The sequence below is a fragment of the Paenibacillus sp. V4I5 genome, assembly GCF_030817255.1.
In the GTDB taxonomy this organism is placed as follows: domain Bacteria; phylum Bacillota; class Bacilli; order Paenibacillales; family NBRC-103111; genus Paenibacillus_E.
The window spans coordinates 4240556-4267500 of the sequence record NZ_JAUSZB010000002.1 but is presented as its reverse complement, the minus strand read 5'-3'; the positions used below and the strand labels follow the sequence as shown (position 1 = coordinate 4267500).

25 protein-coding genes, 2 tRNA genes, 2 rRNA genes, 2 pseudogenes and 1 other annotated feature are annotated in these 26945 nt (G+C 44.6%); of the genes and pseudogenes, 30 read left to right on the top strand and 1 reads right to left on the bottom strand.

Translation table 11 applies throughout. The features are described from left to right. Positions 1–83: 83 nt before the first annotated feature. The 12 genes and pseudogenes from QFZ78_RS21405 (at position 84) to pssA (ending at position 12994) form a co-directional block, all read left to right on the top strand. Positions 84–160 (top strand) — tRNA-Ile (locus QFZ78_RS21405). 20 nt (positions 161–180) lie between these two features. Then, positions 181–256, top strand: a tRNA-Ala gene (locus QFZ78_RS21400). Between the two features lie 254 nt (positions 257–510). Continuing rightward, positions 511–3428 (top strand): 23S ribosomal RNA (locus QFZ78_RS21395). A 68-nt stretch (positions 3429–3496) separates the two neighbouring features. Continuing rightward, positions 3497–3613, top strand: a 5S ribosomal RNA gene (gene rrf, locus QFZ78_RS21390). A gap of 228 nt (positions 3614–3841) precedes the next feature. Then, positions 3842–4303 carry a CtsR family transcriptional regulator gene (locus tag QFZ78_RS21385; RefSeq protein ID WP_029196492.1) on the top strand — a complete coding sequence of 154 codons (462 nt, stop codon included), beginning with the start codon at positions 3842–3844 and terminating at the stop codon, positions 4301–4303. A gap of 13 nt (positions 4304–4316) precedes the next feature. Further along, positions 4317–4829: a protein-arginine kinase activator protein McsA gene (gene mcsA, locus QFZ78_RS21380; protein WP_029196491.1), complete on the top strand. Its 513-nt coding sequence runs from the start codon at positions 4317–4319 to the stop codon at positions 4827–4829. Between the two features lie 65 nt (positions 4830–4894). After that, on the top strand, positions 4895–5914 hold the full coding sequence (mcsB, locus tag QFZ78_RS21375; protein WP_373460454.1) for a protein-arginine kinase McsB: 1020 nt from the start codon (positions 4895–4897) through the stop codon (positions 5912–5914). A 60-nt stretch (positions 5915–5974) separates the two neighbouring features. Next, complete coding sequence (gene clpC, locus QFZ78_RS21370; protein ID WP_307550523.1) at positions 5975–8416, top strand: ATP-dependent protease ATP-binding subunit ClpC; 2442 nt, start codon at positions 5975–5977, stop codon at positions 8414–8416. Positions 8417–8899: 483 nt separating this feature from the next. Next, positions 8900–10330, top strand: a complete 1431-nt coding sequence (gene radA / locus QFZ78_RS21365) for a DNA repair protein RadA (protein ID WP_047683235.1) — start codon at positions 8900–8902, stop codon at positions 10328–10330. 487 nt (positions 10331–10817) lie between these two features. Next, positions 10818–11003, top strand: a pseudogene (locus QFZ78_RS21360) (DNA repair protein RadA); the annotation flags it as partial. Positions 11004–11043: 40 nt separating this feature from the next. After that, positions 11044–12124 (top strand): annotated as a pseudogene (gene disA, locus QFZ78_RS21355) (DNA integrity scanning diadenylate cyclase DisA). Between the two features lie 120 nt (positions 12125–12244). Then, positions 12245–12994 (top strand): CDP-diacylglycerol--serine O-phosphatidyltransferase, encoded by a 750-nt coding sequence (gene pssA, locus QFZ78_RS21350; RefSeq protein WP_029196485.1) that lies wholly within the window; start codon positions 12245–12247, stop codon positions 12992–12994. A 75-nt stretch (positions 12995–13069) separates the two neighbouring features. Here the strand turns inward: pssA and QFZ78_RS21345 are convergent, their stop codons facing one another. Further along, positions 13070–13465 (bottom strand): hypothetical protein, encoded by a 396-nt coding sequence (locus QFZ78_RS21345; protein WP_047683251.1) that lies wholly within the window; start codon positions 13463–13465, stop codon positions 13070–13072. 155 nt (positions 13466–13620) lie between these two features. Between QFZ78_RS21345 and QFZ78_RS21340 the strand changes: the two genes are divergently transcribed. The 18 genes from QFZ78_RS21340 (at position 13621) to QFZ78_RS21255 (ending at position 26889) form a co-directional block, all read left to right on the top strand. After that, positions 13621–14688, top strand: coding sequence for a PIN/TRAM domain-containing protein (locus QFZ78_RS21340; RefSeq protein ID WP_373461051.1), 1068 nt, complete (start codon positions 13621–13623; stop codon positions 14686–14688). A gap of 183 nt (positions 14689–14871) precedes the next feature. Continuing rightward, entirely contained in the window at positions 14872–15576 is a 705-nt protein-coding gene (gene ispD / locus QFZ78_RS21335) for a 2-C-methyl-D-erythritol 4-phosphate cytidylyltransferase (RefSeq protein WP_307550521.1), read from the top strand. Then, positions 15573–16058, top strand: a complete 486-nt coding sequence (gene ispF, locus QFZ78_RS21330; RefSeq protein WP_171642867.1) for a 2-C-methyl-D-erythritol 2,4-cyclodiphosphate synthase — start codon at positions 15573–15575, stop codon at positions 16056–16058. The genes ispD and ispF overlap by 4 nt, the downstream gene beginning before the upstream one ends. A 31-nt stretch (positions 16059–16089) precedes the next feature. Next, entirely contained in the window at positions 16090–17544 is a 1455-nt protein-coding gene (gene gltX / locus QFZ78_RS21325) for a glutamate--tRNA ligase (RefSeq protein WP_307550520.1), read from the top strand. 347 nt (positions 17545–17891) lie between these two features. Then, a complete protein-coding gene (gene cysE / locus QFZ78_RS21320; RefSeq protein ID WP_373460318.1) occupies positions 17892–18563 on the top strand; it encodes a serine O-acetyltransferase in 672 nt (223 codons plus the stop codon). After that, a complete protein-coding gene (gene cysS, locus QFZ78_RS21315) occupies positions 18544–19944 on the top strand; it encodes a cysteine--tRNA ligase (RefSeq protein WP_307550518.1) in 1401 nt (466 codons plus the stop codon). Before cysE ends, cysS begins: the two co-directional genes overlap by 20 nt. After that, positions 19941–20372: a Mini-ribonuclease 3 gene (locus QFZ78_RS21310; protein WP_307550517.1), complete on the top strand. Its 432-nt coding sequence runs from the start codon at positions 19941–19943 to the stop codon at positions 20370–20372. Before cysS ends, QFZ78_RS21310 begins: the two co-directional genes overlap by 4 nt. Before the next feature lie 41 nt (positions 20373–20413). After that, entirely contained in the window at positions 20414–21154 is a 741-nt protein-coding gene (rlmB, locus tag QFZ78_RS21305; RefSeq protein WP_057304275.1) for a 23S rRNA (guanosine(2251)-2'-O)-methyltransferase RlmB, read from the top strand. 4 nt (positions 21155–21158) lie between these two features. Further along, positions 21159–21671, top strand: a complete 513-nt coding sequence (locus tag QFZ78_RS21300; protein ID WP_307550516.1) for an NYN domain-containing protein — start codon at positions 21159–21161, stop codon at positions 21669–21671. A gap of 119 nt (positions 21672–21790) precedes the next feature. Next, on the top strand, positions 21791–22435 hold the full coding sequence (gene sigH / locus QFZ78_RS21295; RefSeq protein ID WP_028557511.1) for an RNA polymerase sporulation sigma factor SigH: 645 nt from the start codon (positions 21791–21793) through the stop codon (positions 22433–22435). Between the two features lie 225 nt (positions 22436–22660). Further along, positions 22661–22810, top strand: coding sequence for a 50S ribosomal protein L33 (gene rpmG / locus QFZ78_RS21290; RefSeq protein ID WP_079418041.1), 150 nt, complete (start codon positions 22661–22663; stop codon positions 22808–22810). A 19-nt stretch (positions 22811–22829) separates the two neighbouring features. Next, on the top strand, positions 22830–23042 hold the full coding sequence (secE, locus tag QFZ78_RS21285) for a preprotein translocase subunit SecE (protein ID WP_047683213.1): 213 nt from the start codon (positions 22830–22832) through the stop codon (positions 23040–23042). A gap of 24 nt (positions 23043–23066) precedes the next feature. Then, a complete protein-coding gene (nusG, locus tag QFZ78_RS21280; RefSeq protein ID WP_057304273.1) occupies positions 23067–23600 on the top strand; it encodes a transcription termination/antitermination protein NusG in 534 nt (177 codons plus the stop codon). Positions 23601–23702: 102 nt separating this feature from the next. Continuing rightward, positions 23703–24128, top strand: coding sequence for a 50S ribosomal protein L11 (gene rplK / locus QFZ78_RS21275; RefSeq protein WP_028557508.1), 426 nt, complete (start codon positions 23703–23705; stop codon positions 24126–24128). A gap of 121 nt (positions 24129–24249) precedes the next feature. Continuing rightward, the gene (gene rplA, locus QFZ78_RS21270) at positions 24250–24942 is read left to right on the top strand and encodes a 50S ribosomal protein L1 (RefSeq protein ID WP_307550515.1); all 693 of its coding nucleotides are present in this window, start codon (positions 24250–24252) and stop codon (positions 24940–24942) included. Positions 24943–24996: 54 nt separating this feature from the next. Then, positions 24997–25151, top strand: a sequence feature (ribosomal protein L10 leader region). A 66-nt stretch (positions 25152–25217) separates the two neighbouring features. Next, a complete protein-coding gene (gene rplJ, locus QFZ78_RS21265; protein WP_307550514.1) occupies positions 25218–25727 on the top strand; it encodes a 50S ribosomal protein L10 in 510 nt (169 codons plus the stop codon). Positions 25728–25781: 54 nt separating this feature from the next. Next, positions 25782–26147 (top strand): 50S ribosomal protein L7/L12, encoded by a 366-nt coding sequence (gene rplL / locus QFZ78_RS21260; protein WP_029196469.1) that lies wholly within the window; start codon positions 25782–25784, stop codon positions 26145–26147. 145 nt (positions 26148–26292) lie between these two features. Next, entirely contained in the window at positions 26293–26889 is a 597-nt protein-coding gene (locus tag QFZ78_RS21255; protein ID WP_307550513.1) for a class I SAM-dependent methyltransferase, read from the top strand. The last annotated feature ends 56 nt before the right edge of the window (positions 26890–26945 follow it).

Genomic DNA, 26945 nt, shown 5'->3' with positions numbered 1-26945 from the left:
GTCAAGCTTTCGAAGAAAGCTTTCTTCGAAAGCTCGTAGGTGGGTTTTTATTTTGGGAAGTTTCCCGAAAATGTATCATTTATGGGCCCTTAGCTCAGCTGGTTAGAGCGCACCCCTGATAAGGGTGAGGTCGGTGGTTCGAGTCCACTAGGGCCCACCATATAAGTTTAATCCCAATTTGGGGCCATAGCTCAGCTGGGAGAGCGCCTGCCTTGCAAGCAGGAGGTCAGCGGTTCGATCCCGCTTGGCTCCACCAAAACCACATTTTAAGACAGAAATTTCCAAGAAATTTCGACTTGAAATGAAGTAATAAGATGTGATAAGATAACTTTCGCCGCTGAAATAGGGCAAAGATAAACGAATCACAGATATACGTTGTTCCTTGAAAACTAGATAACGAAACAAAACGTAAAGTAAGAACTTAGGTTGTGTTAACCTTCGGGTTACACAAAAATCTTTAACTCTTTCAATAGGAGACACTTTTGCTTAGCGCAAAAGATCCCTATAAATGGTTAAGCTAGAAAGAGCACACGGAGGATGCCTAGGCACTAGGAGCCGAAGAAGGACGTGGCGAACGACGAAATGCCTCGGGGAGCCGTAAGCAGGCTTTGATCCGGGGATGTCCGAATGGGGGAACCCAGCTGTGGTAATGCGCAGTTACTCTATTGTGAATACATAGCAATAGTAGAGGCATACCCAGGGAACTGAAACATCTAAGTACCTGGAGGAAAAGAAAACAAAAGTGATTCCGTCAGTAGCGGCGAGCGAAAGCGGAATAGCCCAAACCAAGGAGCTTGCTCCTTGGGGTTGTAGGACCTCGTTATGGGGTTAGTTCGGTAGGCGAAGTGATCTGGAAAGGTCCGGCATAGAAGGTAAAAGCCCCGTAGCCAAAATCGAACGAAACCCCTAGAGGTATCCTGAGTACGGCGGGTCACGTGAAACCCCGTCGGAATCCGGCAGGACCATCTGCCAAGGCTAAATACTCCCTAGTGACCGATAGTGAAGCAGTACCGTGAGGGAAAGGTGAAAAGCACCGCGGAAGCGGAGTGAAAAAGAACCTGAAACCGTGTGCTTACAAGAAGTCAGAGCCCTCTATATGGGTGATGGCGTGCCTTTTGTAGAATGAACCGGCGAGTTACGTTCCCGTGCGAGGTTAAGTTGAAAAGACGGAGCCGCAGCGAAAGCGAGTCTGAATAGGGCGCTTTAGTACGTGGACGTAGACCCGAAACCGTGTGATCTACCCCTGTCCAGGGTGAAGGTGAGGTAACACTCACTGGAGGCCCGAACCCACGCATGTTGAAAAATGCGGGGATGAGGTGGGGGTAGCGGAGAAATTCCAATCGAACTCGGAGATAGCTGGTTCTCCCCGAAATAGCTTTAGGGCTAGCCTCGGATGTTGAGTTGTGGAGGTAAAGCACTGATTGGGTGCGGGGCCCGCCAAGGGTTACCAAGTCCAGTCAAACTCTGAATGCCACAAACTTAAATCCGGGAGTCAGACAGTGAGTGCTAAGATCCATTGTCAAAAGGGAAACAGCCCAGACCATCAGCTAAGGTCCCCAAGTGTGTGTTAAGTGGGAAAGGATGTGGAGTTGCACAGACAACCAGGATGTTGGCTTAGAAGCAGCCACCATTGAAAGAGTGCGTAATAGCTCACTGGTCGAGTGACTCTGCGCCGAAAATGTAACGGGGCTAAACACGCCACCGAAGCTATGGCTTGCACTTTAGTGCATGGGTAGGGGAGCGTTGTATGTACGTAGAATTCTGACCGTAAGGACAGGTGGAGCGCATACAAGTGAGAATGCCGGTATAAGTAACGAAAAGATCAGTGAGAATCTGATCCGCCGAAAACCTAAGGGTTCCTGAGGAAGGCTCGTCCGCTCAGGGTAAGTCGGGACCTAAGGCGAGGCCGAAAGGCGTAGTCGATGGACAACAGGTGGAAATTCCTGTACCACCGTAGCCGTTATGAGCAATGGAGTGACGCAGAAGGATAGTGACGCGAGCTGATGGATGCTCGTCCAAGCAGTGAGGCTGATGTGTAGGCAAATCCGCACATCGTTAAGGCTGGGCTGTGATGGGGAGGGAAATTTAAGTACCGAAGGTCATGAGTTCACACTGCCAAGAAAAGCTTCTAGCCAGGCGAAGGTGCCCGTACCGCAAACCGACACAGGTGGGTGAGAAGAGAATTCTAAGGCGCGCGGAAGAACTCTCGTTAAGGAACTCGGCAAAATGACCCCGTAACTTCGGGAGAAGGGGTGCCTCGGTAGGGTGAATAGCCCGAGGGGGCCGCAGTGAAAAGGCCCAAGCGACTGTTTAGCAAAAACACAGGTCTGTGCGAAGCCGCAAGGCGAAGTATACGGGCTGACGCCTGCCCGGTGCTGGAAGGTTAAGAGGAGTGGTTAGGGCGCAAGCCCGAAGCTATGAATTGAAGCCCCAGTAAACGGCGGCCGTAACTATAACGGTCCTAAGGTAGCGAAATTCCTTGTCAGGTAAATTCTGACCCGCACGAATGGCGTAACGACTTGGGCGCTGTCTCAACGAGAGATCCGGTGAAATTTTAATACCTGTGAAGATGCAGGTTACCCGCGACAAGACGGAAAGACCCCATGGAGCTTTACTGCAGCTTGATATTGGACTTTGGTACGATCTGTACAGGATAGGTGGGAGCCTTTGAAGCCTGAGCGCCAGCTTGGGTGGAGGCATCGTTGGGATACCACCCTGATCGTATCGGAGTTCTAACCTAGTACCGTGATCCGGTATGGGGACAGTGTCAGGTGGGCAGTTTGACTGGGGCGGTCGCCTCCTAAAATGTAACGGAGGCGTTTAAAGGTTCCCTCAGAATGGTTGGAAATCATTCGCAGAGTGCAAAGGCATAAGGGAGCTTGACTGCGAGACCTACAAGTCGAGCAGGGACGAAAGTCGGACTTAGTGATCCGGTGGTACCGAATGGAAGGGCCATCGCTCAACGGATAAAAGCTACCCTGGGGATAACAGGCTTATCTCCCCCAAGAGTCCACATCGACGGGGAGGTTTGGCACCTCGATGTCGGCTCATCGCATCCTGGGGCTGAAGTAGGTCCCAAGGGTTGGGCTGTTCGCCCATTAAAGCGGTACGCGAGCTGGGTTCAGAACGTCGTGAGACAGTTCGGTCCCTATCTGTCGCGGGCGTAGGAAATTTGAGAGGAGCTGTCCTTAGTACGAGAGGACCGGGATGGACGTACCGCTGGTGTACCAGTTGTCTCGCCAGAGGCATCGCTGGGTAGCTATGTACGGAGGGGATAAGCGCTGAAAGCATCTAAGCGCGAAGCCCCCCTCAAGATGAGATTTCCCAGTATGTAAGACCCCTTGTAGACGACGAGGTTGATAGGTTCGAGGTGGAAGTGCAGCAATGCATGCAGCTGACGAATACTAATCGGTCGAGGGCTTAACCAATAAACCTAAAATTCTAACTTTACGCAAGTTTCGTATCTAGTTTTCAAGGCGCAAACACGCTTTGACTGTTTGGTGATGATGGCGGAGGGGACCCACGCGTTCCCATCTCGAACACGACCGTTAAGCCCTCCAGCGTCGATGGTACTTGAACCGCAGGGTTCTGGGAGAGTAGAACGTTGCCAAGCACAAGATAAAGCCTTTTTGAGAGAAATCTCAAGAAGGCTTTTTTGTTTTTATTTCGAATAAAACTGTAGGTAAGGTCAACAATAGTAAGGTTCACTTTTGGTTGTCGGATCATTAAGGATTGGATTTGAGAGCAGTACTTGTCAAAAAGAAAGGAAATGATTATAATCTAGTTAAGGTCAAAGAAAGTCAAAGTCAATTTACTTCTGGCAATCTGGGAGGACGAATTGATGCGCAACGTATCAGAAATTATTGAACAGTATTTAAAACATGTCCTGCAGCAGAGTTCCGAAGGGGCCATTGAGATTCAACGCAATGATTTAGCTGATCAGTTCCAATGTGTGCCTTCCCAAATCAATTATGTGATCAGTACAAGGTTTACCTTGGAAAAAGGTTACATTGTGGAAAGCAAGCGCGGCGGTGGTGGATACATTCGTATCCAAAAAATCGAGCTCAAGAGTCACGGGTCCATTTTAGACCACATTTTCCGCACGATTCATACACACATTGATCAAGTTACTTCAGAAGGACTAGTATACCAACTGCAGGAAGGCCACTATATTTCAACACGAGAAGCTAACCTGATTCGGGCAGCAATTTCGAGAGATGTGTTGACCTTCAAGCTCCCGCTGCGCGATGAAATTCGGGCCAAGATTCTTAAAGCAATGCTGATATCCTTGCTTAGCAGATGAGGAGGCATATGAAATGATTTGTCAGGAATGCGGTAAACGACCGGCGACTCTTCATTTTACAAAGATTGTGAATGGAGACAAGAACGAGTTCCACATTTGTGAGAATTGCGCTCGTGAGAAGGGTGAAATGATTCCCGGAACTTCCAACGGATTTTCGATTCACAATCTGTTATCAGGATTACTTGATTTCGAACCGTCATCTCTATCCGCTGCAAAGTCTCAGGCGATCCGTTGTGAGAGCTGTGGCCTTACGTATTCTCAATTTAGTAAATTAGGACGTTTTGGTTGCGGATCATGCTATCAAAGCTTTTCAGAAAAATTAGATCCTCTCTTTAAAAGGGTGCATGGAAATATCGTTCACGTTGGGAAAGTGCCTAAGCGAAGTGGCGGCATCATCCAATGTAAGCGGGAAATTGATACGCTCAAGAAGGATATGATGACTTGTATCGAACAAGAAGAGTTCGAACAGGCTGCAAAGATTCGTGATCAAATTCGTGAAATTGAGAAGAAAATTGCGGGTATGTGAGTTTGTAAGGAGGTGTGAATCCAGTGACATTACAGCGGTTTACAGCAGATGCATTGAGCGAGTGGATGAAAGGTGAAGGACCTGAGTCGGATATCGTCATCAGTAGTCGGATCCGCATTGCTCGTAACCTTAGGGACTACCCCTATCCAATGCTAGCGACTAATCAACAATCACAAGAAGTACTGGAACATTTGTCCGGTGTGCTTGAAAATGATGAGTTGGAGACGATAAGCAATTTTTCACTCATTCCTCTATCGGATTTGAATGAGCTTGAGCGAATGGTTCTGGTAGAAAAGCATTTAATTAGTCCTAATTTAGCTAACGAGTCCAGAAATGGCGCCGTTATTTTAAGCGAAAATGAATCCATCAGTATTATGATCAACGAAGAGGATCATCTTCGCATACAATGTTTATGTCCGGGTTTTCAGATTAAAGAAGTATGGGATTTGGCGAACCAAATCGATGATATCTTTGAAACACAGCTGGATTACGGGTATGACGAAAAGAGGGGCTACTTAACAAGCTGCCCTACGAATGTCGGTACCGGGATCCGCGCTTCGGTGATGATGCATTTACCGGCGCTAGTGCTAAGCCAACAAATCAATCGGATTTTATCAGCTGTTACGCAAGTTGGGTTGACGGTTAGAGGATTATACGGGGAAGGCAGCGAAGCATTAGGAAATCTGTTTCAAATATCGAATCAAATTACGCTGGGCCAGTCCGAAGATGAGATTATTGATAATTTACACAGTGTTGCAAGGCAAATTATAGAGCATGAACGTGCTGCGAGACATAAGCTGATTCAAGAGTCCCGAATGCGGATAATAGATCGTGTGAACCGTTCATTAGGTATTCTGTCTTATGCAGGAATCATGGATTCGAAAGAAGCCGCGCAGCGTTTATCAGATGTGAGACTTGGTATTGACCTTGGAATTATCAACAACGTTTCATCGAATGTTTTGAATGAACTGTTGGTGATGACGCAGCCTGGTTTTCTTCAACAATATGCCGGTGAGAAATTAAATGCCGAAGAGCGAGATATACGCAGGGCTGAGTTGATTCGCGAAAGATTTGGTAGGGTTTAAGAAAGATAAGATTCATCCTTTAGGATTTCTATAGATATACTAATTTTGGAGGTGTTCTCTATGATGTTTGGAAGATTTACGGAACGTGCGCAAAAGGTGCTCTCTCTTGCTCAAGAGGAAGCTGTTCGTTTAGGGCATAACAATATTGGTACGGAGCACATTTTACTTGGTCTTATTCGTGAAGGAGAAGGTATTGCCGCTAAAGCGCTCGTTGCTTTGGGCTTAGGTCTTGAGAAAATCCAAGACGAAGTTGAGTCGTTGATTGGCAGAGGACAAGAACAGCCTACCAACATTGCGTATACACCTAGAGCGAAGAAGGTTATTGAACTTTCGATGGATGAAGCGAGAAAATTAGGTCACACGTATGTGGGGACTGAACATATTCTACTCGGGCTTATTCGCGAAGGAGAAGGTGTTGCTGCAAGAGTCCTTAATAACTTAGGTGTCTCTTTGAATAAAGCACGTCAACAAGTCCTTCAATTGCTTGGAAGCAGCGAAACTGTGTCACCAAGCCATGGTAGTAATCCGAATGTGAACACACCTACTTTGGATGGTTTAGCGAGAGATTTGACGGCGTATGCCAAAGAGGGTCATCTGGATCCTGTGATTGGTCGCAGCAAAGAAATTGAGCGTGTCATTCAAGTGTTAAGCCGCAGAACGAAAAACAATCCGGTGCTGATCGGTGAACCAGGCGTTGGTAAAACAGCGATTGCTGAAGGCCTCGCACAGAAAATTATTAACAATGAAATTCCGGAAACGTTGAAGGATAAAAGGGTAATGACGCTCGATATGGGCTCTGTTGTAGCAGGTACCAAATATCGCGGTGAGTTCGAAGATCGTCTCAAAAAGATCATGGACGAAATTCGTCAAGCGGGCAACATCGTACTATTCATTGATGAGCTTCACACCTTGATTGGCGCTGGCGGAGCGGAAGGTGCAATTGATGCCTCCAACATCCTGAAACCGGCGCTTGCTAGAGGCGAGCTGCAATGTATTGGTGCTACAACGTTGGATGAATATCGCAAGTATATTGAAAAAGATGCGGCTTTAGAGCGTCGTTTCCAACCAATCACAGTAGATCAACCATCTCCTGAAGAAGCTATTCAAATCCTTTATGGGTTGCGTGATCGTTATGAAGCTCATCACCGTGTGAAAATTACGGATGCTGCGATCCAAGAAGCTGTAAAACTTTCCGATCGTTACATTACGGACCGTTTCTTACCGGATAAAGCAATCGATTTGATCGATGAGGCAAGCTCCAAAGTAAGACTACGTTCTTACACAACACCGCCTTCATTGAAACAGCTTGAGAGCAAGCTAGATAACATCCGTAAGGAGAAAGATGCAGCGGTTCAAAGTCAAGAATTCGAGAAAGCAGCTGGACTTCGTGATACGGAGCAGAAGCTTCGCGAAGAGCTGGATACAACGAAGAATGATTGGAAAGAGAAGCAAGGTCGTTTGGACACAGAAGTAACGCCAGATGATATCGCACAAATTGTGGCGAGCTGGACAGGAATTCCGGTAAGTAAACTTGCTGAAGAAGAAACAGAGCGTCTGCTCAAAATGGAAGATATTCTTCATGAGCGTGTCATTGGCCAAGAAGAAGCTGTTAAAGCGGTAAGCCGTGCCATTCGCCGCGCTAGAGCAGGTCTGAAAGATCCGAAGCGTCCAATGGGCTCCTTCATATTCCTCGGACCAACGGGTGTTGGTAAAACCGAATTAGCACGCGCATTAGCAGAATCACTATTCGGTGATGATAATGCGGTAGTCCGAATTGATATGTCGGAATACATGGAGAAGCACTCGACTTCTAGATTAGTAGGGGCGCCTCCGGGTTACGTTGGATACGAAGAGGGTGGTCAACTCACGGAGAAAGTACGCCGTAAGCCATACTCGGTTGTACTGCTCGATGAGATCGAGAAAGCACATCCAGAAGTGTTCAATATTCTATTGCAAGTGCTGGAAGATGGTCGATTAACTGATTCCAAAGGACGCACAGTAGATTTCCGTAACACATTGATTATTATGACATCCAATGTTGGCGCGGATATGATTAAGAAAAATTCTTCGCTTGGCTTTACTGCTGCTGTTGATGCAGGTAGAGATTACACCAATATGAAGGATAAAGTAATGGGCGAGCTCAAGAAAAGCTTCCGTCCTGAGTTTCTTAACCGTATTGATGAAATTATCGTGTTCCACTCCTTGGATGAAGCACATATTGCCCAAATTGTCACCCTGATGGCCGATGATCTTCGCAAACGTCTGAAGGAGCAAGAGGTTGATTTCTTGTTAACAGACAAAGCAAAGATGTTCCTTGCCAAAGAAGGATTCGATCCGACTTACGGAGCGAGACCGCTGCGCAGAGCCATCCAGAAGCATATTGAGGATCGCTTATCGGAGGAACTGCTCAGAGGCAACATTGCCAAAGGCGACTCCTTAACCATTGATGAGAAAGATGGCGAACTTGTTGTCCTGAAGGGCGAAGGCGTAACCGTAAAATAATGAAAGCAAAGAAGCATTTTGCTCCATCCTACCTAGGATGTAGCAAAATGCTTTTTATTTATCACAGCCCTCATCAATTGAGCTGTTTGACATTATTCATAAATATTTTGAATCTGATAAGAGACTAAATGGGAAAATATCTTTTACAGAACTTGCCGTTTTGCCAAAGAAGAGCGGTCTATCGACGGCATTGAATATGTAGCAGATAATAGCTCTTTTTCTACTTTGAACGTAATAAAGTTTGTTAAAATAAATAATGTATCTCAAACGGTATTAACCATGTTGATAAATATGTTAGAAATGAATAAAAAAATGTATGATAGAACTTGGATGCAGAAATAAACAAACAGTTATCACCTAGTTGGCTGAGTATAAAAGTAAGAATAAAGAACATAGAGAAAAGAATGAAACCTTTGGAAAAAAATTAATTTATTGGAAGAGTTTATAAAACTATTTGATTAATTGGGGAAGTGAATCTTAACTATGAAAAAGAAAACCATATATAAATGTACCAGTTGTGGTCAAGAGCATCCAAAATGGCAAGGTTCGTGCAGTAGTTGTCGTGAGTGGAATACCCTTGAAGAAGATGATGTTATAAACGCTCCTAGTGGTGGTCAGAAGGGCATAAACAAAAAGAAGAATGTTATCATAAACCGTCTTACAGATACCGTATCCCAAAACAGTGATAGGATTGTTACCAAGTACAATGAATTTAATCGTGTAATGGGAGGGGGAATCGTTAAAGATTCTGTTACGATTATTACGGCTGTTCCAGGTGCTGGAAAATCCACACTCTTATTGCAAATATCAGATGATGTGGCAAAGCAAGGATTGAAAGTGCTGTATGCTTCAGGTGAAGAAAGTGATAGTCAGATAAAGAGAAGAGCAGAACGAGTCTTGCAAGATATTCATAAAAACGTTTGGGTTTATTCTGATAATAGTTTGAATAATGTCTTAGGTTGTATTGACCAAGTAGACCCTGACCTCATTATTATTGATAGTATTCAAACTTTTGTATTAGAAGAATATCCGCAAAGACCTGGTTCACCCACGCAGACGATGGAATGCGCGAATACTCTCTTAAAGGTCGCAAAAGATGCACAAAGACCAAGAGCCATTATAATGGTTGGGCAGATGACCAAAGATAACGAATTAGCTGGATTAAGAGCATTAGAACACTTGGTAGATGCTGTTCTTGTTCTCGAGGGGGAGGAAGGCGAGGAGCTAAAACAGCTATTTTCGACTAAAAATCGCTACGCCAGCACAGGAGAGCTTGGATTTTTCACAATGGGTGAGCAAGGATTGACACCTATTGATAATCCCTCAGAGTTCTTTATGACACAAAGAGACGAGAATGATGTAGTTAGTGGAAGTGCATTGACAGTCGTTAAAGAAGGCACAAGACCTATCATTTTGGAAATAGAAAGTTTGGTATCAACCACGTTCATGCCATACCCAAGCCGGATTGCTGAGTGTTTAAAAAAGGACCATGTGAATACACTTATCAGCATCATGGAGCAAAGAGCCAATATCCCTCTTCATGATAAGAACGTGGTTGTTAAAACGACAGGCGGTATCCGTTTAAAAGAACAATCATCAAATTTAGCCGCGATAATGAGCATTGTATCTTCCTGCAAGAATCAAGGTATACCAAATGATACTGTATTTATCGCAGATATTGGATTAACGGGCGAATTAAAAAAAGTACCTACGTTAGAACTAAGAATTAGAGAACTTGAAAGAATGGGTTTCAAACGTGTCTATGTTGCGCTCAATGGATTGAAAAGCACAACTACGTTTTCTACAATAAAGGTAATCCCATGTAAGACATTGAGCCAAGTCATCCACTCTGTATTTGGCACTTCTTCTAAAGGCAAAGAGGAGAAAGCACCTTGGGATGAGGAAGATAATTAGTCAACGGCTATTGTTGAGCGTAAAAGACTTCAAGTTAAACGGTGAGTGACCTACATAAAGAAGTTACACAATCGACTCCTGCCAATTTGAACCATTAAATTGAATGATAAAGTTTCGAACTGCTATAAACTAAACTGGTTATTGTAAGAAAATTAGAACTATTCTTTCATTATTTACAACTTCTTTTAAAGGAATGAATTTTCCGTTATACTTAGTTGTAAGGATTTAGCAACTGGACTACATCCAGTAGTACAGTTCGGATTAAGAGTGTTAGGTTGGATCAAAGCAGCATGATTTTCGAATGTGAAATGTATTATATATGTAGAGGGATTGTTTTAAGAAGAATATTATAGACGGGACTCATTGGATATACTTCAAATGGTTTATTCAAATGTTATGAGCATTGGTTGGGATGCTGTCTAATCCAATCGTCTATTATATCGTGTAAAAGAATTTTTTTGAGAATTGGGCGTGCAGTCAAGAATCGATTTGGTTGACCGGAGAAGTAAGCGGTGTATCCCGGATTGATCAACGTGTGAAGGAAGCGGAAAAGCTCGGATTCCGTAGATTAATTATGCCGGAGAAAAGTTTGAAAGGATGGACTCATCCGTCCGGTATGGAGATTATCGGAGTGAACACGGTAGCAGAGGCATTGAAAGCGGCGCTGGGTTAACTCGTGGTCATTCAACCTGCAAGCCTTCAGGAGGAAAATGATGAGCAAAGAAGAGATAAAGCGAGACGTCATGAGCCAACTGCTGCAAATGGTAGCACCTGGTACACCGTTCCGTGATGGGTTAGAGAATGTCCTACGCGCCAAGACGGGTGGACTTATTGTTGTTGGATATAGTACAGAAGTAACGGAAATCGTGGATGGCGGTTTTTCCATAGATTGTGATTTTTCCCCCAATTATTTATATGAACTTGCCAAAATGGATGGCGCGATTATCCTCAGTGAGGACATCAAACGCATCCTATATGCGAACACGCAATTAATCCCAGATTCCTCTATCTCATCATCGGAGACGGGAATCAGGCATAGGACAGCCGAACGTGTTGCGAAGCAAACAAATAAGTTGGTTGTTTCGATTTCACAGCGGCGTAATGTCATAACACTTTACCAAGGTAATTTGCGTTACGCGCTGATAAGATATTGGTGTTATCCTGACTAAAGCGAATCAAGCGATCCAGACATTGGAGCGTTACAAAGTCGTACTGGATCAGTCGCTGACCAATCTAAGCGCATCCGAGTTTGAGGAATTGGTTACATTGCACGATGTTACCAATGTCATTGCAAGGTTTGAGATGGTACTGCGCATTAAGGCCGAGATTAATCGATACATTAATGAGTTAGGGAATGAAGGCCGCCTCATTAGCATGCAGCTTGAAGAACTTGTTGGGAATGCGGAACTTGAAGCGCGTTTGATCGTAAAAGATTATGTACGTGATTTATCGGAAGACCGCGTCAAAGAAATGCAAGCAGGCTTAAAGCGTTTATCCTCGGATGAACTGCTGGAGCCGCACCAAATCATCCGATTGCTTGGATATCCGCATACGAATTCTATTGCCGAAGAACCGGTGTCCCCTCGAGGGTTCCGAATTCTAGGGAAAATTCCGCGGCTGCCGTCTATCATTATTGCCAATCTGGTCGAAAAGTTTGGTTATCTGCCTCACATGATGATGGCGACTATTGAAGAATTGGATGAAGTTGACGGAATCGGAGAGGTGAGAGCCCGCGCCATTAAGGAAGGTCTCAAAAGAATTCAGGAACAAGTGTTCATTGACAGACATATTTAAACTAGATACAATCATAAAGTATCATTGTTGAGGTTTTGTTAAGGTGAGGCAGTTTTATGCAGTCGAGGTTTTATTAAGTCGAGATTAGGGTATAGTAAATCCAGAGGTGGACAAAAACATATGTTAACGAAATCAATTCCCAGTCTTTTTACAGTAGGGAACTTATTCCTAGGTGTACTGTCAATTATTCTCGCTTTCAGTGGTGAGCATGGAATTGCAGCAGTACTCGTCATTGTCGCTATGTTGCTTGATGGACTTGACGGACGTGTAGCCAGAGCTTTGAACGCACAAAGTGAGTTTGGTAAAGAGTTAGATTCGCTGTCCGATGTCATTTCGTTCGGTGTAGCACCAGCATTTATCATGTATGTGGTTGCATTTAATGATCCGAATGTGATTAGTCCTGCATTTGCTTGGATTGTTACCGCAATCTTCCCGATTTGTGGAGCTCTTCGTCTAGCTCGTTTCAATGTAGTTGCCGGTACGCCTGGTTATTTCATCGGTTTGCCAATTCCAGCTGCAGGCGGTGTACTTTGTACACTAGCATTGTTCGTGAATGAAATTAACGTGTATGTTCTGTTGGTCAGTACAATTCTATTGTCTTACTTAATGGTAAGTACAGTGAAGTATCCGAACTTCAAAAAAGCTGGAATTCCGAAAGCAGCGATCTGGATTACGCCAATTATCGTTGCTGTAGCTATTTTGATTGCTATCAAATGGCCGGAATCAATTTCTAAAATGATTTTCGTACCTCTATTAGCGTACGCGCTATATGGCCTAAAAAAAAACGTTGATGGGTTCTTCATCCGTCTCCGGAGAAAGAACAAAAGACGCGGCATGGACGACACGAATTCAGTGAAATCGGACGTTTAACACAGGTTTCGAAAATAAAAAGCATTTATTTTCTTCTGATGATTCAGAGAGAAAATAAATGCTTTTTTTTCGTCTTCATGACATGTTGAATAGTCCCAGTGTTGTGCATTTCTTCGATTCGTTCTCAACGACTTGCTCCAAATTAACGTCTAGGATGTTACTAAGTGCGGACATATAGAAGAGATTTCTACCCAGCTCCGTACTTACGACCTCAATGCATTGTTCACATAAGTGACCAGATACATGAGTACCGAGTACATCCTTGGCCTCATCCAAAGTCATCTCTGGATGATACTCTTGCTTGGCTGCATGAACCTGAATACATCCACATTCCGTAATAGATTTGACCACGGAACGATTAGTAGCTGCGCCAGACTGTTGAAACTTGGATAAGACGTCAAGCAGACTTCGGTGACGGAGTAACAATTCGGACACTTGATCCTGAAACTGCTTTAAAGTCAAGGAGCTCATTCCATCCACCTCGGGTGTGTTGGTAACTTCCAATTTCATTATAAAGGAAGCCCTCTAATATTTCAATTTTCCATGTAAAGAAGTGATTAACGTTGGAGAAATTGGAACATAATTGTAATAAGGCTTAAAACAAGTTTGATTTAGGGGGTGAATCTGTGATGAGGAAATGGGTACAAATCATTTTGGCCATCATGGGTGGTAGTTTAGGTTATAGTTGGAGTGATTCAATCCTTCGAAAGACAGCGTTAATGAGTGAAGCAGGACAAGTTATCTGGATTAATAGTTTATGCGCAGTAGGTATGTTCTTCCTTTCGTCATGGGTTGCTAGTCAGGGAATGAAGCTGCTTATGAGAGGCGAAAAGAATGTAGCGGATATCCCGGTATCCGATTTACTCTCAGGTACATTAGGATTAGTCATTGGACTGCTTATATCGGTATTGGTGTTCCCTGTTTTAGAGCAGGTGAAGTGGGCAGGTCCTTTTTTACCGTTCATTGTATCTGCCGTACTAGCTGTAATGGGGTTCCGTATCGGTTACAGCAAGCGGGAAGAGCTGGTTCAGATCATTGCAAAGAGCCGATCCACAGGGCCGGAGAAGCAGACACACCGTCCTTATGAGGAGCATAAGATTCTCGATACTAGTGTCATTATTGATGGCAGGATCGCTGATATTTGCAAAACAGGCTTTATCGAGGGAACCCTCGTTATTCCGGAATTTGTCTTGGAAGAGCTGCAGCACATTGCCGATTCATCGGATTTACTCAAGCGGAATCGCGGTCGACGCGGTCTGGACATTTTGAACAAAATCCAAAAGGAACTTGAAGTGAAAGTGCTCATTTACGAAGGAGATTTCGAGGAAATATCTGAAGTAGATAGCAAGCTAGTCCGGCTTGCAAAAGTACTGCAAGGCAAAGTGATTACGAATGATTTCAATCTAAACAAAGTATGTGAACTGCAAGGTGTTTCGGTGCTCAATATCAACGACCTCGCGAATGCAGTGAAGCCTGTTGTCCTGCCTGGTGAAGAAATCATAGTTCAAGTCATTAAGGATGGCAAGGAGCATGGACAAGGTGTAGCTTATCTGGACGACGGTACGATGATCGTGGTGGAAGGCGGGCGCGAATTCATTGGGATGACGCTCGAAGTGATGGTCACAAGTGTCCTTCAGACATCGGCGGGACGTATGATTTTCGCTAAACCGAAACTATTGGAAAAAGCACAGTAAAACCAGTATGATAAGGAGATGTAACATAGCTCTTACTAGTTGATGGGAAAGTATAAGTTTTATACTTTTGCTTTGCATCAACCTTGACAAACCGCTCGTCCTAAAAGGACGACGGAGTCGTTTATCCTTGGGCCTATGCTTACGAGAAAGCTTTCTATCAGAAAGCACTTAGTTGGAGGTCATATGGGGAAGCTAGGAGTTATCATCGTGGCAGCGGGCAAGGGCTCGCGAATGGGAACGGCTGAAAGTAAACAATACTTACAACTGGGACACAAGCCAATTCTGGTACATACCTTGCAATTATTTCAAAACATACATGAAGTGGATGAAATCATTCTCGTTGTTGGGGGAACTGATGTAGATCGCTGTAGAGGCTTTGTACAGGACCATGCTCTTTCCAAGGTCACTCATGTGCTAGCAGGAGGCGCCGAACGTCAAGATTCCGTTAGACGGGGGCTGGACTCCTTACAGAGGGATACAGCGTGGGTGCTCGTTCATGACGGTGTTAGGCCTTTCGCGAAAAAAGAACATGTGTTCGATTGCCTTGTGAAAGCGCAAGAACAGGATGCAGCTGTGCTGGCTGTTCCTGTTAAGGATACGATCAAAATCGTAGATACCGAGAAACGAATTCAATCTACACCTGATAGACGAAGCTTGTGGGCGATCCAAACGCCGCAAGCTTTTCGGTTTTCCCTTCTACAGGAAGCGCATGAACGGGCTCTTCAGGATGATTTCATGGGGACGGACGATGCGATGTTAGTGGAACGAATAGGAACGACGGTGCATGTGGTCGAAGGGGACTATTATAATATTAAGATTACGACACCGGAAGATTTGCCATGGGCAGAGTGGATACTACACAACGTAAGGGGAGAGGGACAGCTATGATTCGCGTAGGACAAGGATTTGATGTTCATCAGTTGGTGGAAGGCCGCAAGTGCATTATTGGAGGCGTGACAATTCCTTATGAAAAAGGGCTGCTCGGTCATTCCGATGCCGACGTACTGCTGCACGCTATTAGTGATGCTATTCTGGGCGCGCTAGGGTTAGGCGATATCGGAAAGCATTTCCCGGATACGGCTGCAGAGTTCAAGGATGCGGACAGTCTGGAATTGTTGAAGCAGGTTTGGCAGTTGGCTAAGGACAAAGGTTATCACCTTGGGAATACGGACTCTACCATCATTGCACAGAAGCCCAAAATGGCGCCGTACATCCCGCAGATGGTAGAAATTATTGCCGCTGCGCTAGATGCTAAGCCGGATCAAGTCAATGTGAAAGCTACGACGACGGAACAGCTTGGTTTCACGGGTCGAGGCGAAGGTATTGCTGCGCAATCGGTTGTTTGTTTAATTCGAGATGTGCTAGAATAGCAGGTATTATTGGGGAGAAGAGGGTACACACATGAATCAGCCTTTACGTGTGCGTTATGCACCTAGTCCGACTGGACATTTACATATTGGCGGTGCTCGTACAGCACTGTTTGATTATTTATTGGCGCGTCGTCATGGCGGTGCGTTCGTTGTTCGTTTTGAAGATACGGATCAAACGCGTCACAAAGAGTCGGGAATTGAAGATCAGCTGAATGGTCTAAGATGGCTTGGTTTAGAGTGGGATGAGAGCGTTGATATCGGGGGGCCGTACGGTCCTTATCGTCAGATGGAACGACTGGATATTTATAAGACGTATCTCGATCAATTGGTTCAGAGCGGCCATGCTTACCATTGCTATTGCTCGGAAGCGGATTTGGAGCAGGAGCGGGCAGAGCAAGAGGCGCGTGGTGAGATGGGTGGTTACTCTGGCAAATGCCGTAATTTGAGCGCTGAGCAGGTTTCTGCTTATCAAGCTGAGGGACGTATCCCTTCGACTCGTTTCCGTGTTCCGGAAGACCGGATTATCGGCTTTAAGGACAAGGTGCGTGAGTATGTTGAATTTGAATCCAATGGGATTGGCGATTTCATCATTGCGCGTGCCGATGGCATTCCAACCTATAATTTTGCTGTCATTGTCGATGATCATTTGATGAAAATCAATCTGGTTATTCGCGGTGAGGAACATCTGTCCAATACACCAAGACAAATTCTCATGTACGAAGCACTGGGACTTCCTGTACCTGACTTTGCTCATTTGGCGCTTATCTTGAATCCAGATCGCAAAAAAATGAGTAAACGCGATGAGTCCATCATCCAATTTATTGAACAGTACAGGGAGCTAGGCTATTTGCCGGAGGCTGTCGTTAACTTCATTGCCCTGCTCGGTTGGTCTCCTGGCGGCGAAGAAGAAATGTTCACGAAGGAAGAACTTATTGCCCAGTTTGATTTGGATCGAGTATCCAAAAGTCCGGCTGTGTTTGATATGGATAAATTGAATTGGATGAACAATGCTTATTTGAAAAAGGCCCCGCTCTCCCGTGTGGTCGAGCTAAGTGTGCCTCATCTGCAAAAAGCTGGATACATCCAAGGTGATTTGGATGCAGCAGGGCAAGAGTGGGTAACGGCACTCGTAGGCCTCAATCAAGAAAGAATGCGTTTCGCGGCAGAGATCGTCGAGCTATCGAGTATTTTCTTCAAAGAAGAGCTGGTTATCGATAAGGAAGCTTCTGCTGTATTGAAAGAGGAGCATGTGCCTGTTGTGCTAGCTAGCTTCCTGACGCAAGTCGAGCAAGCGGAAGCTTTCACCGTAGAAGCCATCCCTGGTTTGCTGAAACAAGTGCAGAAGGATACGGGCTTCAAAGGGAAACAACTGTTCATGTCGATTCGTTCTGCGCTAACGGGACAAGTACACGGACCAGACTTAAATGTGTCCCTTTACTTACTTGGCAAAGAAAAAGTCGCATCACGTCTAAGGAACTTATTGTAAAACGGGTTTCTTTTCGCTATACTTAGTTCAATATCGAATGCAATGATCAGGAGAGTACGTTTAACTAGGGATTTATCAGAGAGGATAATCGAAGCCGTGAGGCTTTGGCTGTGAGTTATCCAATTCCTGTAATCGGAAATGCACCTAGGAGCTGCCGCGCCGAATACTCACAAGAGTAAGGTAGGCGCAGCCGGAATACCCACGTTACGGGATCTTAAGTTGGGAGACTTCCGAGTCACCAAGCAGAGTGGAACCGCGATAACTACGCCTCTGCAGCCATATGGCTGCAGGGGCTTTTTTTAGTTGATAAGAATACTTGTATGATTTTCTACGAAGAAGGTGAGAACATGTGGGCAACGATCAAATCTGATATATCCGCCGTATTCGATAACGACCCGGCTGCACGCAGCTGGTTTGAGGTTGTTTTTACGTATTCTGGGCTTCATGCGATTTGGTCCCATCGAATCGGCCATTGGTTTTACAAGCGGAGGATGTATACCCTCGCTCGTATCGTTTCGCAGTGGAGCCGATTCATGACAGGGATTGAGATTCATCCGGGTGCAACGATAGGGAAAAGACTGTTTATTGATCATGGCATGGGTGTTGTTATCGGGGAAACCTGTGAGATTGGTGACGATGTCATCTTATACCAAGGCGTAACCTTAGGGGGTACGGGTAAAGAAAAAGGTAAGAGACATCCAACTATTGGCAATAATGTAGTTATTGGCTCGGGTGCCAAAATTCTCGGTTCTTTCCTTGTAGGCGAAAATTCACGTATTGGTTCTAATGCGGTAGTCATTCAGGAAGTTCCTTCAAATAGCACCGTCGTGACTATCCCTGCTAAACTTGTGAAGCGGGACGGGGTTCGTGTCAATCGCTTGGACCACGGGAACTTACCTGATCCCATTGTTGATATATTTCAGGAATTACAGCAGCAGATTAACAATTTAAAACAGCAACTTGAACAAGAACGCCTTAAGAATGGAGAAACGAGAGAACATGACACTCAGAGTGTATAATACGCTAACGCGGAAAAAAGAAGAATTCGTTCCAATTGAACCAGGCAAAGTGAAGATGTACGTTTGCGGGCCTACTGTGTATAACTATATTCATATTGGCAACGGCAGGCCGGTTATTTTCTTCGATGTAGTCCGTCGCTATTTGGAGACTCAGAAATATGAAGTGACCTATATTACGAACTTTACCGATGTGGATGATAAAATGATTCGTAAAGCCGAGGAGTTGGCTGTTACCGTTCCAGAGCTTGCAGAAACATTCATTCAAGCTTTTTTGGACGATGTCAAAACGCTAGGCGTTCACGATGCTACTTTGAATCCGCGTGTGACGGAGAACATCCAGGAAATTATCGATTTCATTGCTGCTCTCGTTGAGAAAGATTTCGCCTACGAGGCCCGCGGTGACGTTTATTATCGAACAAGCAAATTTGCAGAGTATGGCAAGTTATCCAATCAGAATCTGGAAGAGCTCCAATACGGTATTCGTATTGAAGTAGACGATCGTAAAGAGAGTCCTCAGGATTTTGTTCTGTGGAAAGCGGCTAAACCGGGAGAAATCTATTGGGATAGCCCATGGGGTCAAGGCCGTCCAGGCTGGCATATCGAATGCTCCGCCATGGTGCGCAAATATTTGGGTGAAACCATTGATATACACGGTGGGGGCCAAGATTTGACATTCCCGCATCATGAATGTGAAATCGCTCAGACGGAAGCTGTAACGGGGCATCCGATGGCTAATTATTGGCTGCACAATGCCTTCCTAAACATTGACAATGAGAAGATGTCCAAGTCACTTGGCAACGGGATACTTATTCGTGATCTAGTTAAACAAATCAAACCGCAAGTATTCCGTTTCTTCATGTTGTCAGCGCACTATCGCAATCCGCTGAATTTCAGCGATGAGAGTTTGAAACAAGCCTCCAATGCGTTAGAACGTATCCAGAATGCTTATGACAACTTGAAGCATCGACTTGCTACTGCTTCTGCGACTAGTGAAATAGAATCAGTATTAACAGATCGACTAGCTGCGATTGCGAACCAGTTTGATGACAAGATGAACGATGATTTCAATACTCCGGATGCTATTACGGCGGTATTTGACCTTGTTGCTGAAGCGAACCTGTACTTGCAACAGGAGCGGGTAAATGCTGTCGCGCTGCAGCTTTTCTTAGATCAACTGCAAGCGTTCGATCAAACCTTAGGGATTCTTTCGCAGCAAACGGATGAGCTGTTAGATGAAGAGATTGAGCAGCTAATTATCGAACGGACTGAATCGCGTAAGTCGAAGAACTGGGCCCGCGCGGATGAAATTCGTGACCTGCTCACAGAGAAAGGGATATTCCTTGAGGATACACCACAGGGAATACGCTGGCGCCGTAAATGAGCGAGTCCATCCATGATGCTGCCAACCTTTTTATTTTCCCGCCATCTAAAAGTCCCCATTTACTGAATCCGCTTGTATTGGCTTATATAGGGGATGCTGTATATGAAGTGTACATCAGGCAATATGTCATTTCAGGACTTAACCATCGGCCGAACCATTTGCACAAAGCATCGACGGGATACGTCTCAGCTAAAGCGCAATCCAAATTGTTGGAAGCTTTGATGCCGATGCTATCGGAAGAAGAAGTAGACATGGTAAAGCGGGGACGCAATGCCAAATCAGGTACTACAGCCAAAAACGCGGAAGTGCTGGAATACCGGCACAGCACCGCGTTTGAGTGCTTAATTGGATATTTGTACTATAAACAATCATTTGAAAGATTGAAGGAAATATTAGACTTTGCAATTGCTTACAAGCAGAACAAGTAGCTTTAACTAACGAGGATTGTATACTTTTAGGAGGAACAGGAATGGATGAAGAATATATCGGCGGGAAGCACTCCGTTCTGGAGGCGCTTCGTGCAGGTCGGACGATTAATAAAATATGGATCGCAGAGAGTGCTCAGAAGCAATTCGCAGGTCCTATTGTAGCGGAAGCCAAAAATGTAGGCATCATCGTTCAGTTTACGGACAAGCGCAAGCTGGACCAAATGGCTGAAGGACTACAACACCAAGGGGTTGTAGCGCAAGTTGCTGCCTATGAGTATGTCGAAGTAGAAGATATTCTAGCTAAGGCTAAAGAGCTTGGGCAAGAACCCTTTATTCTGATTCTTGATGAGATCGAGGATCCGCATAATCTAGGTTCGATCCTGCGAACAGCAGATTGCACAGGTGTCCATGGCGTCATTATCCCTAAGCGCCGTTCCGTTGGACTTACGGCTACGGTTTCGAAGACTTCAGCTGGCGCCGTTGAATATGTTCCCGTTGCACGAGTGACGAATATTGCGCAGACGATTGAGAAATTGAAAGAGCAAGGAGTTTGGGTCGCTGGAACGGATGTAACTGCTGCTCAAGATGTGTATAAAGCCAACTTTAGTATTCCAATAGCTCTTGTTATCGGGAATGAAGGTAAAGGTGTTGGTCGATTAATTAAAGAGAAATGTGACTTCTTAGTAAAGCTTCCGATGGCGGGACATGTGAATTCTTTGAATGCGTCCGTTGCCGCGGGTGTATTGATGTATGAAGTGGTTAGACAGCGAAATAAGAGTTAAATGCATGGAACAGTTTCTGATTGTTGATGGCTACAATATTATTGGCGCTTGGCCGGAGCTGAGTAAGCTGAAGGACACGGATCTGGAGGGCGCTCGGGATCAGTTGATTCATATGCTGGCGGAATATCAATCCTACTCGGGTATGAAGGTATACCTTGTTTTCGATGCCTATATGGTACCTGGACTTGGTAAGAAGTATGTGCAGAGCAAGCTAACTGTACTTTATACCAAAGAGAAGGAAACGGCAGATGAACGGATCGAACGCCTGGTCACGAATCTGATGGGAAGGCGCAAGCAAATTTACGTAGCCACCTCGGATATGATAGAGCAGCATGTCATTTTCGGTAAAGGAGCTCTTCGAATGCCCGCTGGTGAACTGCTAGTCAAAATCAAACAGAATCGCAAAGAAGTGCGAGAACGTATTCATCCTGAATCTTCATCTAAGCGTAATCCGTTCGAAGGTAAACTGAGCAATGAGCTCAAAGAGCAGTTTGAACGGTGGCGAAGAGGAGAGTGAATCCTCCAAATGCTAGAAATGGTGCGGTTCCCCGTTGACGTTGTGAGTTTTCTTCATGTATACTTAACCTAAACTTTTATTGTGAATCTGGGTAGTCCTGCAGGCCGGAGGGATTGTTGGTGAGTGTCGACCTCAAAGAACTGAGAATGTATGATTATGACCTCAAGCCAGATGAAGACATCGTCGAAGCAGTCCGTGAAGGCAGTAGCGAAGCGTTGGAATACCTTATCAATAAATATAAGAATTTCGTACGTGCCAAAGCACGTTCTTATTTTTTGATAGGTGCAGACCGAGAAGACATTGTGCAGGAAGGTATGATAGGTTTATATAAATCTATTCGCGACTTCCGAGGAGACAAGCTTGCTTCATTCAAAGCCTTTGCTGAACTGTGCATCACGCGACAGATCATCACGGCGATCAAAACAGCAACGCGTCAGAAGCACATTCCTCTTAATTCCTACGTGTCACTGGACAAGCCTATCTATGATGAAGATTCTGATCGTACGCTGCTTGACGTTATTAGCGGTTCCCGGGTTACAGATCCTGAGGAGCTTGTAATCAATCAAGAAGAGTTTACGGGCCTTGAAGATAAAATGGGAGAGATATTAAGTGACCTAGAGCGCAGGGTACTGATGCTCTATCTCGATGGCAGATCGTATCAAGAAATTGCCGTTGATCTCGATCGTCATGTGAAGTCTATTGATAATGCTCTTCAACGTGTTAAACGCAAGCTTGAACGTTATCTAGAAGTCCGAGATTTGTAGGAAGTACCCGCGCCGCTTAAGCTGTGCGGGTGTTTTTCTGTTGGGAGAATGTTTAACAATTGTCTAGAGAGTCTATACTGGTGATACTCTCGTATTTATGAGACTTCTGTCTTGACACCCTATTGCGGGTTGTGATAAAGTATTTCAGGTAGCCCTAAAAGTCGCTTTCTTTTTGACGCGCTTAGAAGGGCTTTAATTAGAAAGTGTCTGTAGGAGGTGTACATCATGCGGGTCATCATCACATTAGCGTGCACAAATTGCAAACAAAGAAACTATGCATCCACTAAAAATAAGCGCAACAATCCCGACCGTATTGAGTTGAAGAAATATTGCAAATTTTGCAATGAACATACTGCTCATCGCGAGACTAGGTAGTTCTTTGGAGGTGTAGTTTGTGGCGTTCTTGGCTAGAATGAGACAAAGCTTCGGATCCACTTTTTCCTTCTTCACCGACAGTTGGTCAGAACTCAAAAAGGTCAAGTGGCCAAGTCGCAAAGAGATGACTACCTATACGCTTGTCGTTATTGGTACCGTAACTTTTGTTGCCATCTATTTTTTTGTGCTGGATCTAGGAATTTCTGAGTTGCTGCGCCTTGTTTTTAAATAAACAGGACTATAGGTGAATTTATTCATGGAAAAAAGATGGTACGTCGTACATACCTATTCAGGGTATGAGAACAAAGTGAAAGCCAACCTAGAGAAACGTGTTGAATCTATGGAAATGACGGACAAGATCTTCCGTGTGCTTGTGCCTATGGAAGAAGAACTGGTAAACAAAGACGGCAAGAAAAAAGTCGTCATGCGTAAAGTTTATCCAGGTTATGTCCTCGTAGAAATGATTCAGACGGATGACTCTTGGTATGTCGTGCGTAATACGCCAGGAGTAACTGGATTCGTAGGTTCTACAGGATCCGGCTCTAAACCGACTGCATTATTACCTGAGGAAGTTGAATCTATCTTGAAGCATATGGGTATGGAAGAACCGAAGGAGAAAATCGACTTCGAACTCAAAGAAACCGTACGCGTCAAGGTGGGGCCTTTCGCAAACTTTGTCGGCTCTGTTGAAGAAATTATTGCTGACAAGGGTAAACTTAAGGTACATGTCAACATGTTTGGTAGAGAAACCCCGCTTGAGCTCGATTTCGACCAAGTGGAAAAGCTATAAAACAAGACAACCAAGGGTTTCTACCAGGTCTATTCCTCGGGATAGACCTTCGTTAGTGGGATGGCAAAGAGATCCCATATTAAAAGCAAGGAGGTGTCTATCATGGCAAAAAAGGTTATTAAAATCGTGAAGCTTCAAGTTCAAGCTGCGAAAGCAAATCCAGCACCACCGATCGGTCCAGCATTGGGTCAAGCAGGTGTGAACATCATGGCTTTCTGTAAAGAGTTTAACGCTCGTACTGCTGATCAAGTTGGTCTTATCATTCCGGTTGAAATCACAGTATTCGAGGATCGCTCTTTTACATTCATCACTAAAACGCCTCCGGCTGCAGTTCTTCTTCGCGTCGTTGCTGGTATCGAAAAAGGATCCGGTGAACCAAACAAAAAGAAAGTTGCAACTGTGAAACGCGCTAAAGTTCGCGAAATCGCTGAACAAAAAATGCCTGACTTAAATGCTGCATCCGTTGAGGCTGCAATGCGTATGGTTGAAGGTACTGCTCGCAGCATGGGAATCGTCATCGAAGATTAATTCCGCAAGGAATGCGGTTAAACGATAAGCGCAAGCTGTCGAAGTGGGTTTTCTTCGAGAAAACTCTTCAGCCGCTCGGTGGGAGGATTATCCGCTAATACCACTAAGGAGGATATTTAAAATGCCTAAACACGGTAAAAAATACCGCGAAGTATCTCAGCTTGTAAATGCTGAAGCTTTGTATGATCCGTCAGAAGCAATCGAGCTTGTTAAGAAAACAGCTACTGCTAAATTTGATGAAACTGTAGATGTTGCAGTTCGTCTGGGTGTTGACCCAAGAAAACAAGATCAGGCTGTTCGTGGTGTCGTTGTACTTCCACACGGAACTGGTAAAACGAAACGTGTACTTGTATTTGCTAAAGGCGAGAAAGCGAAAGAAGCTGAAGCAGCTGGTGCAGATTTTGTTGGTGATGCTGACATGATCAACAAAATTCAACAAGGTTGGTTCGAATTTGACGTTTGCGTAGCTACTCCGGACATGATGAGCGAAGTTGGTAAACTGGGTCGTATCCTCGGGGGTAAAGGTTTAATGCCAAACCCTAAAGCAGGAACAGTTACTTTCGACGTTACCAAAGCTGTTCAAGAGATCAAAGCAGGTAAAATCGAGTACCGTCTTGACAAAGCAGGCCAAATCCATGCTCCACTTGGCAAAGTATCTTTCGATGCTGATAAGTTGAACGAAAACTTCAAAGCATTGGTTGATGCACTTGTAAGAGCGAAACCAGCAGCTGCTAAAGGTGTTTACCTGAAAAACATTGCTGTATCCTCCACAATGGGTCCAAGCGTTCGTGTTAACCTGCAATCCTTTAGATAAGTAAAAGCTTCCAGTTGACTTCGGTTGCTGGGCGTGATACTCTATCAAAGGTCATAAAAATGAATATGCAAACCGTAGACAGTAGGTGCCAACGTGCTTAATTTCCTACCGAGGTGTTATGATATATATAGCGATTTCTTTGTACATCAGGGAAAAAGTGAACACATCATGCCTTCGTAGCGTCTACGAAGGCATTTCTTATTTTAGATAAGGAATGCTGATGCTCCTACTGTTTGCGATCTTGAAAGATAAATGCATAAGAAGTGAGGTGTACTATGGCAAACGCGAAAATTCTTGCACAGAAAGAACAGGCAGTAGCTGAAGTAACTGAAAAGTTTAAAGCTAGTGCTTCTACAATCATAGCAGACTACCGCGGTTTGAACGTAGCTCAAGTAACGCAGCTGCGCAAAACCTTGCGCGAAGCTGGTATTGAATTCGTAGTTCTCAAGAACTCGTTGGCTAGACGCGCATCGGCAAATGCTGATTTAAGCGCATTGGATGAGTACCTAACAGGTCCAACTGCTATTGCTTTCAGCAATGACGATCTAGTCGCTCCAGCGAAAATCTTGACTGAATTTGCGAAAAAGAATGAACAATTGAGCGTAAAAGGCGGCGTGGTCGAAGGCCGCGTAGTTGGATACGATCAAATCAAAGCACTTGCTGAACTTCCATCCAGAGATGGTCTTCTCTCCATGTTGCTTAGCGTTCTTCAAGCTCCAGTTCGTAACTTTGCACTTGCTGTTAAAGCAGTTGCTGAGAAAAAAGAAGCTGAAGGTCAAGCTTAATTTTGTTTTACAACAACAACCACAAAATATATGAATGATAATGGAGGTTTAACCATGAGCAACAATGCAACGATCCTAGAAGCAATCAAAGGCATGACAATCTTGGAATTGAACGACCTGGTTAAAGCAATTGAAGAAGAGTTTGGCGTAACAGCAGCAGCTCCAGTAGCAGCTGGCGGTGGCGCAGCAGTAGCAGTTGAAGAAGCTCAAACTGAGTTTGATGTTATCTTGACTAGCGCTGGCGCATCCAAAATCAACGTAATTAAAGTAGTTCGTGAAATCACAGGTCTTGGCCTGAAAGAAGCGAAAGACTTGGTTGATGGAGCTCCTAAAGCAGTTAAAGAAAAAGTTAGCTCCGAAGAAGCAGAAGCTGTTAAAGCTAAGCTTACTGAAGCTGGCGCTTCCGTAGAAGTTAAGTAATCTTTCAATAGGAAACCTCTTGAAGCTTGACTTCAAGAGGTTTTTTTAACCGTTATAAGTTTAGGTTTTTACCCTTAGGAAAGCCTTAGGAACGCTCTCGTTATTTGATTTTCCTAAAGGTAAAAGTGAAGGAGGAATTCATAACGTGTCAGAGCATTACTATACGGAGCGACCGACGGTTAAAAGAGATGTCCACACTACGCAGGAAGTGCTGCGTGGTAAAACATATACGTTCCTGACGGATGCGGGTGTCTTTTCAAAAAAAGGTGTCGATTATGGTAGTAAGCATTTAATTGAAACTATGGAGCTGCGCGAGGATGCTAAGGTTCTTGATGTAGGGTGTGGGTATGGTCCTATTGGGCTAAGCGCTGCTGTCATGTGTCCAAAAGGGCATGTGACAATGGTCGACATCAATGAGAGAGCAATCGAGCTTTCAGCTGATAATGCGAAGCGTAACGGAATTACGAATGTGACCATCCTCCAAAGTGATCTCTTGGAACAAGTGAAGGGGCAGCGATTTGACGCGATTTTAACCAATCCGCCGATTCGTGCCGGCAAGGAAGTCGTTCATCGCATCTTTACGGATGCTTATGATTGCTTAGTTGACGGCGGGTCTATCTGGGTTGTTATTCAGAAAAAGCAGGGTGCTCCATCGGCTATGAAAAAACTCGAGTCTTTGTACAGTGAAGTTACAGAGGTATCCAAAGATAAAGGGTACAAAATTCTCAAAGCCACGAAGTAATCGAAAGCTTATTGAAGTGGGATGAAGTCTTTGTTGACAATCGAGGGAATTTGTTT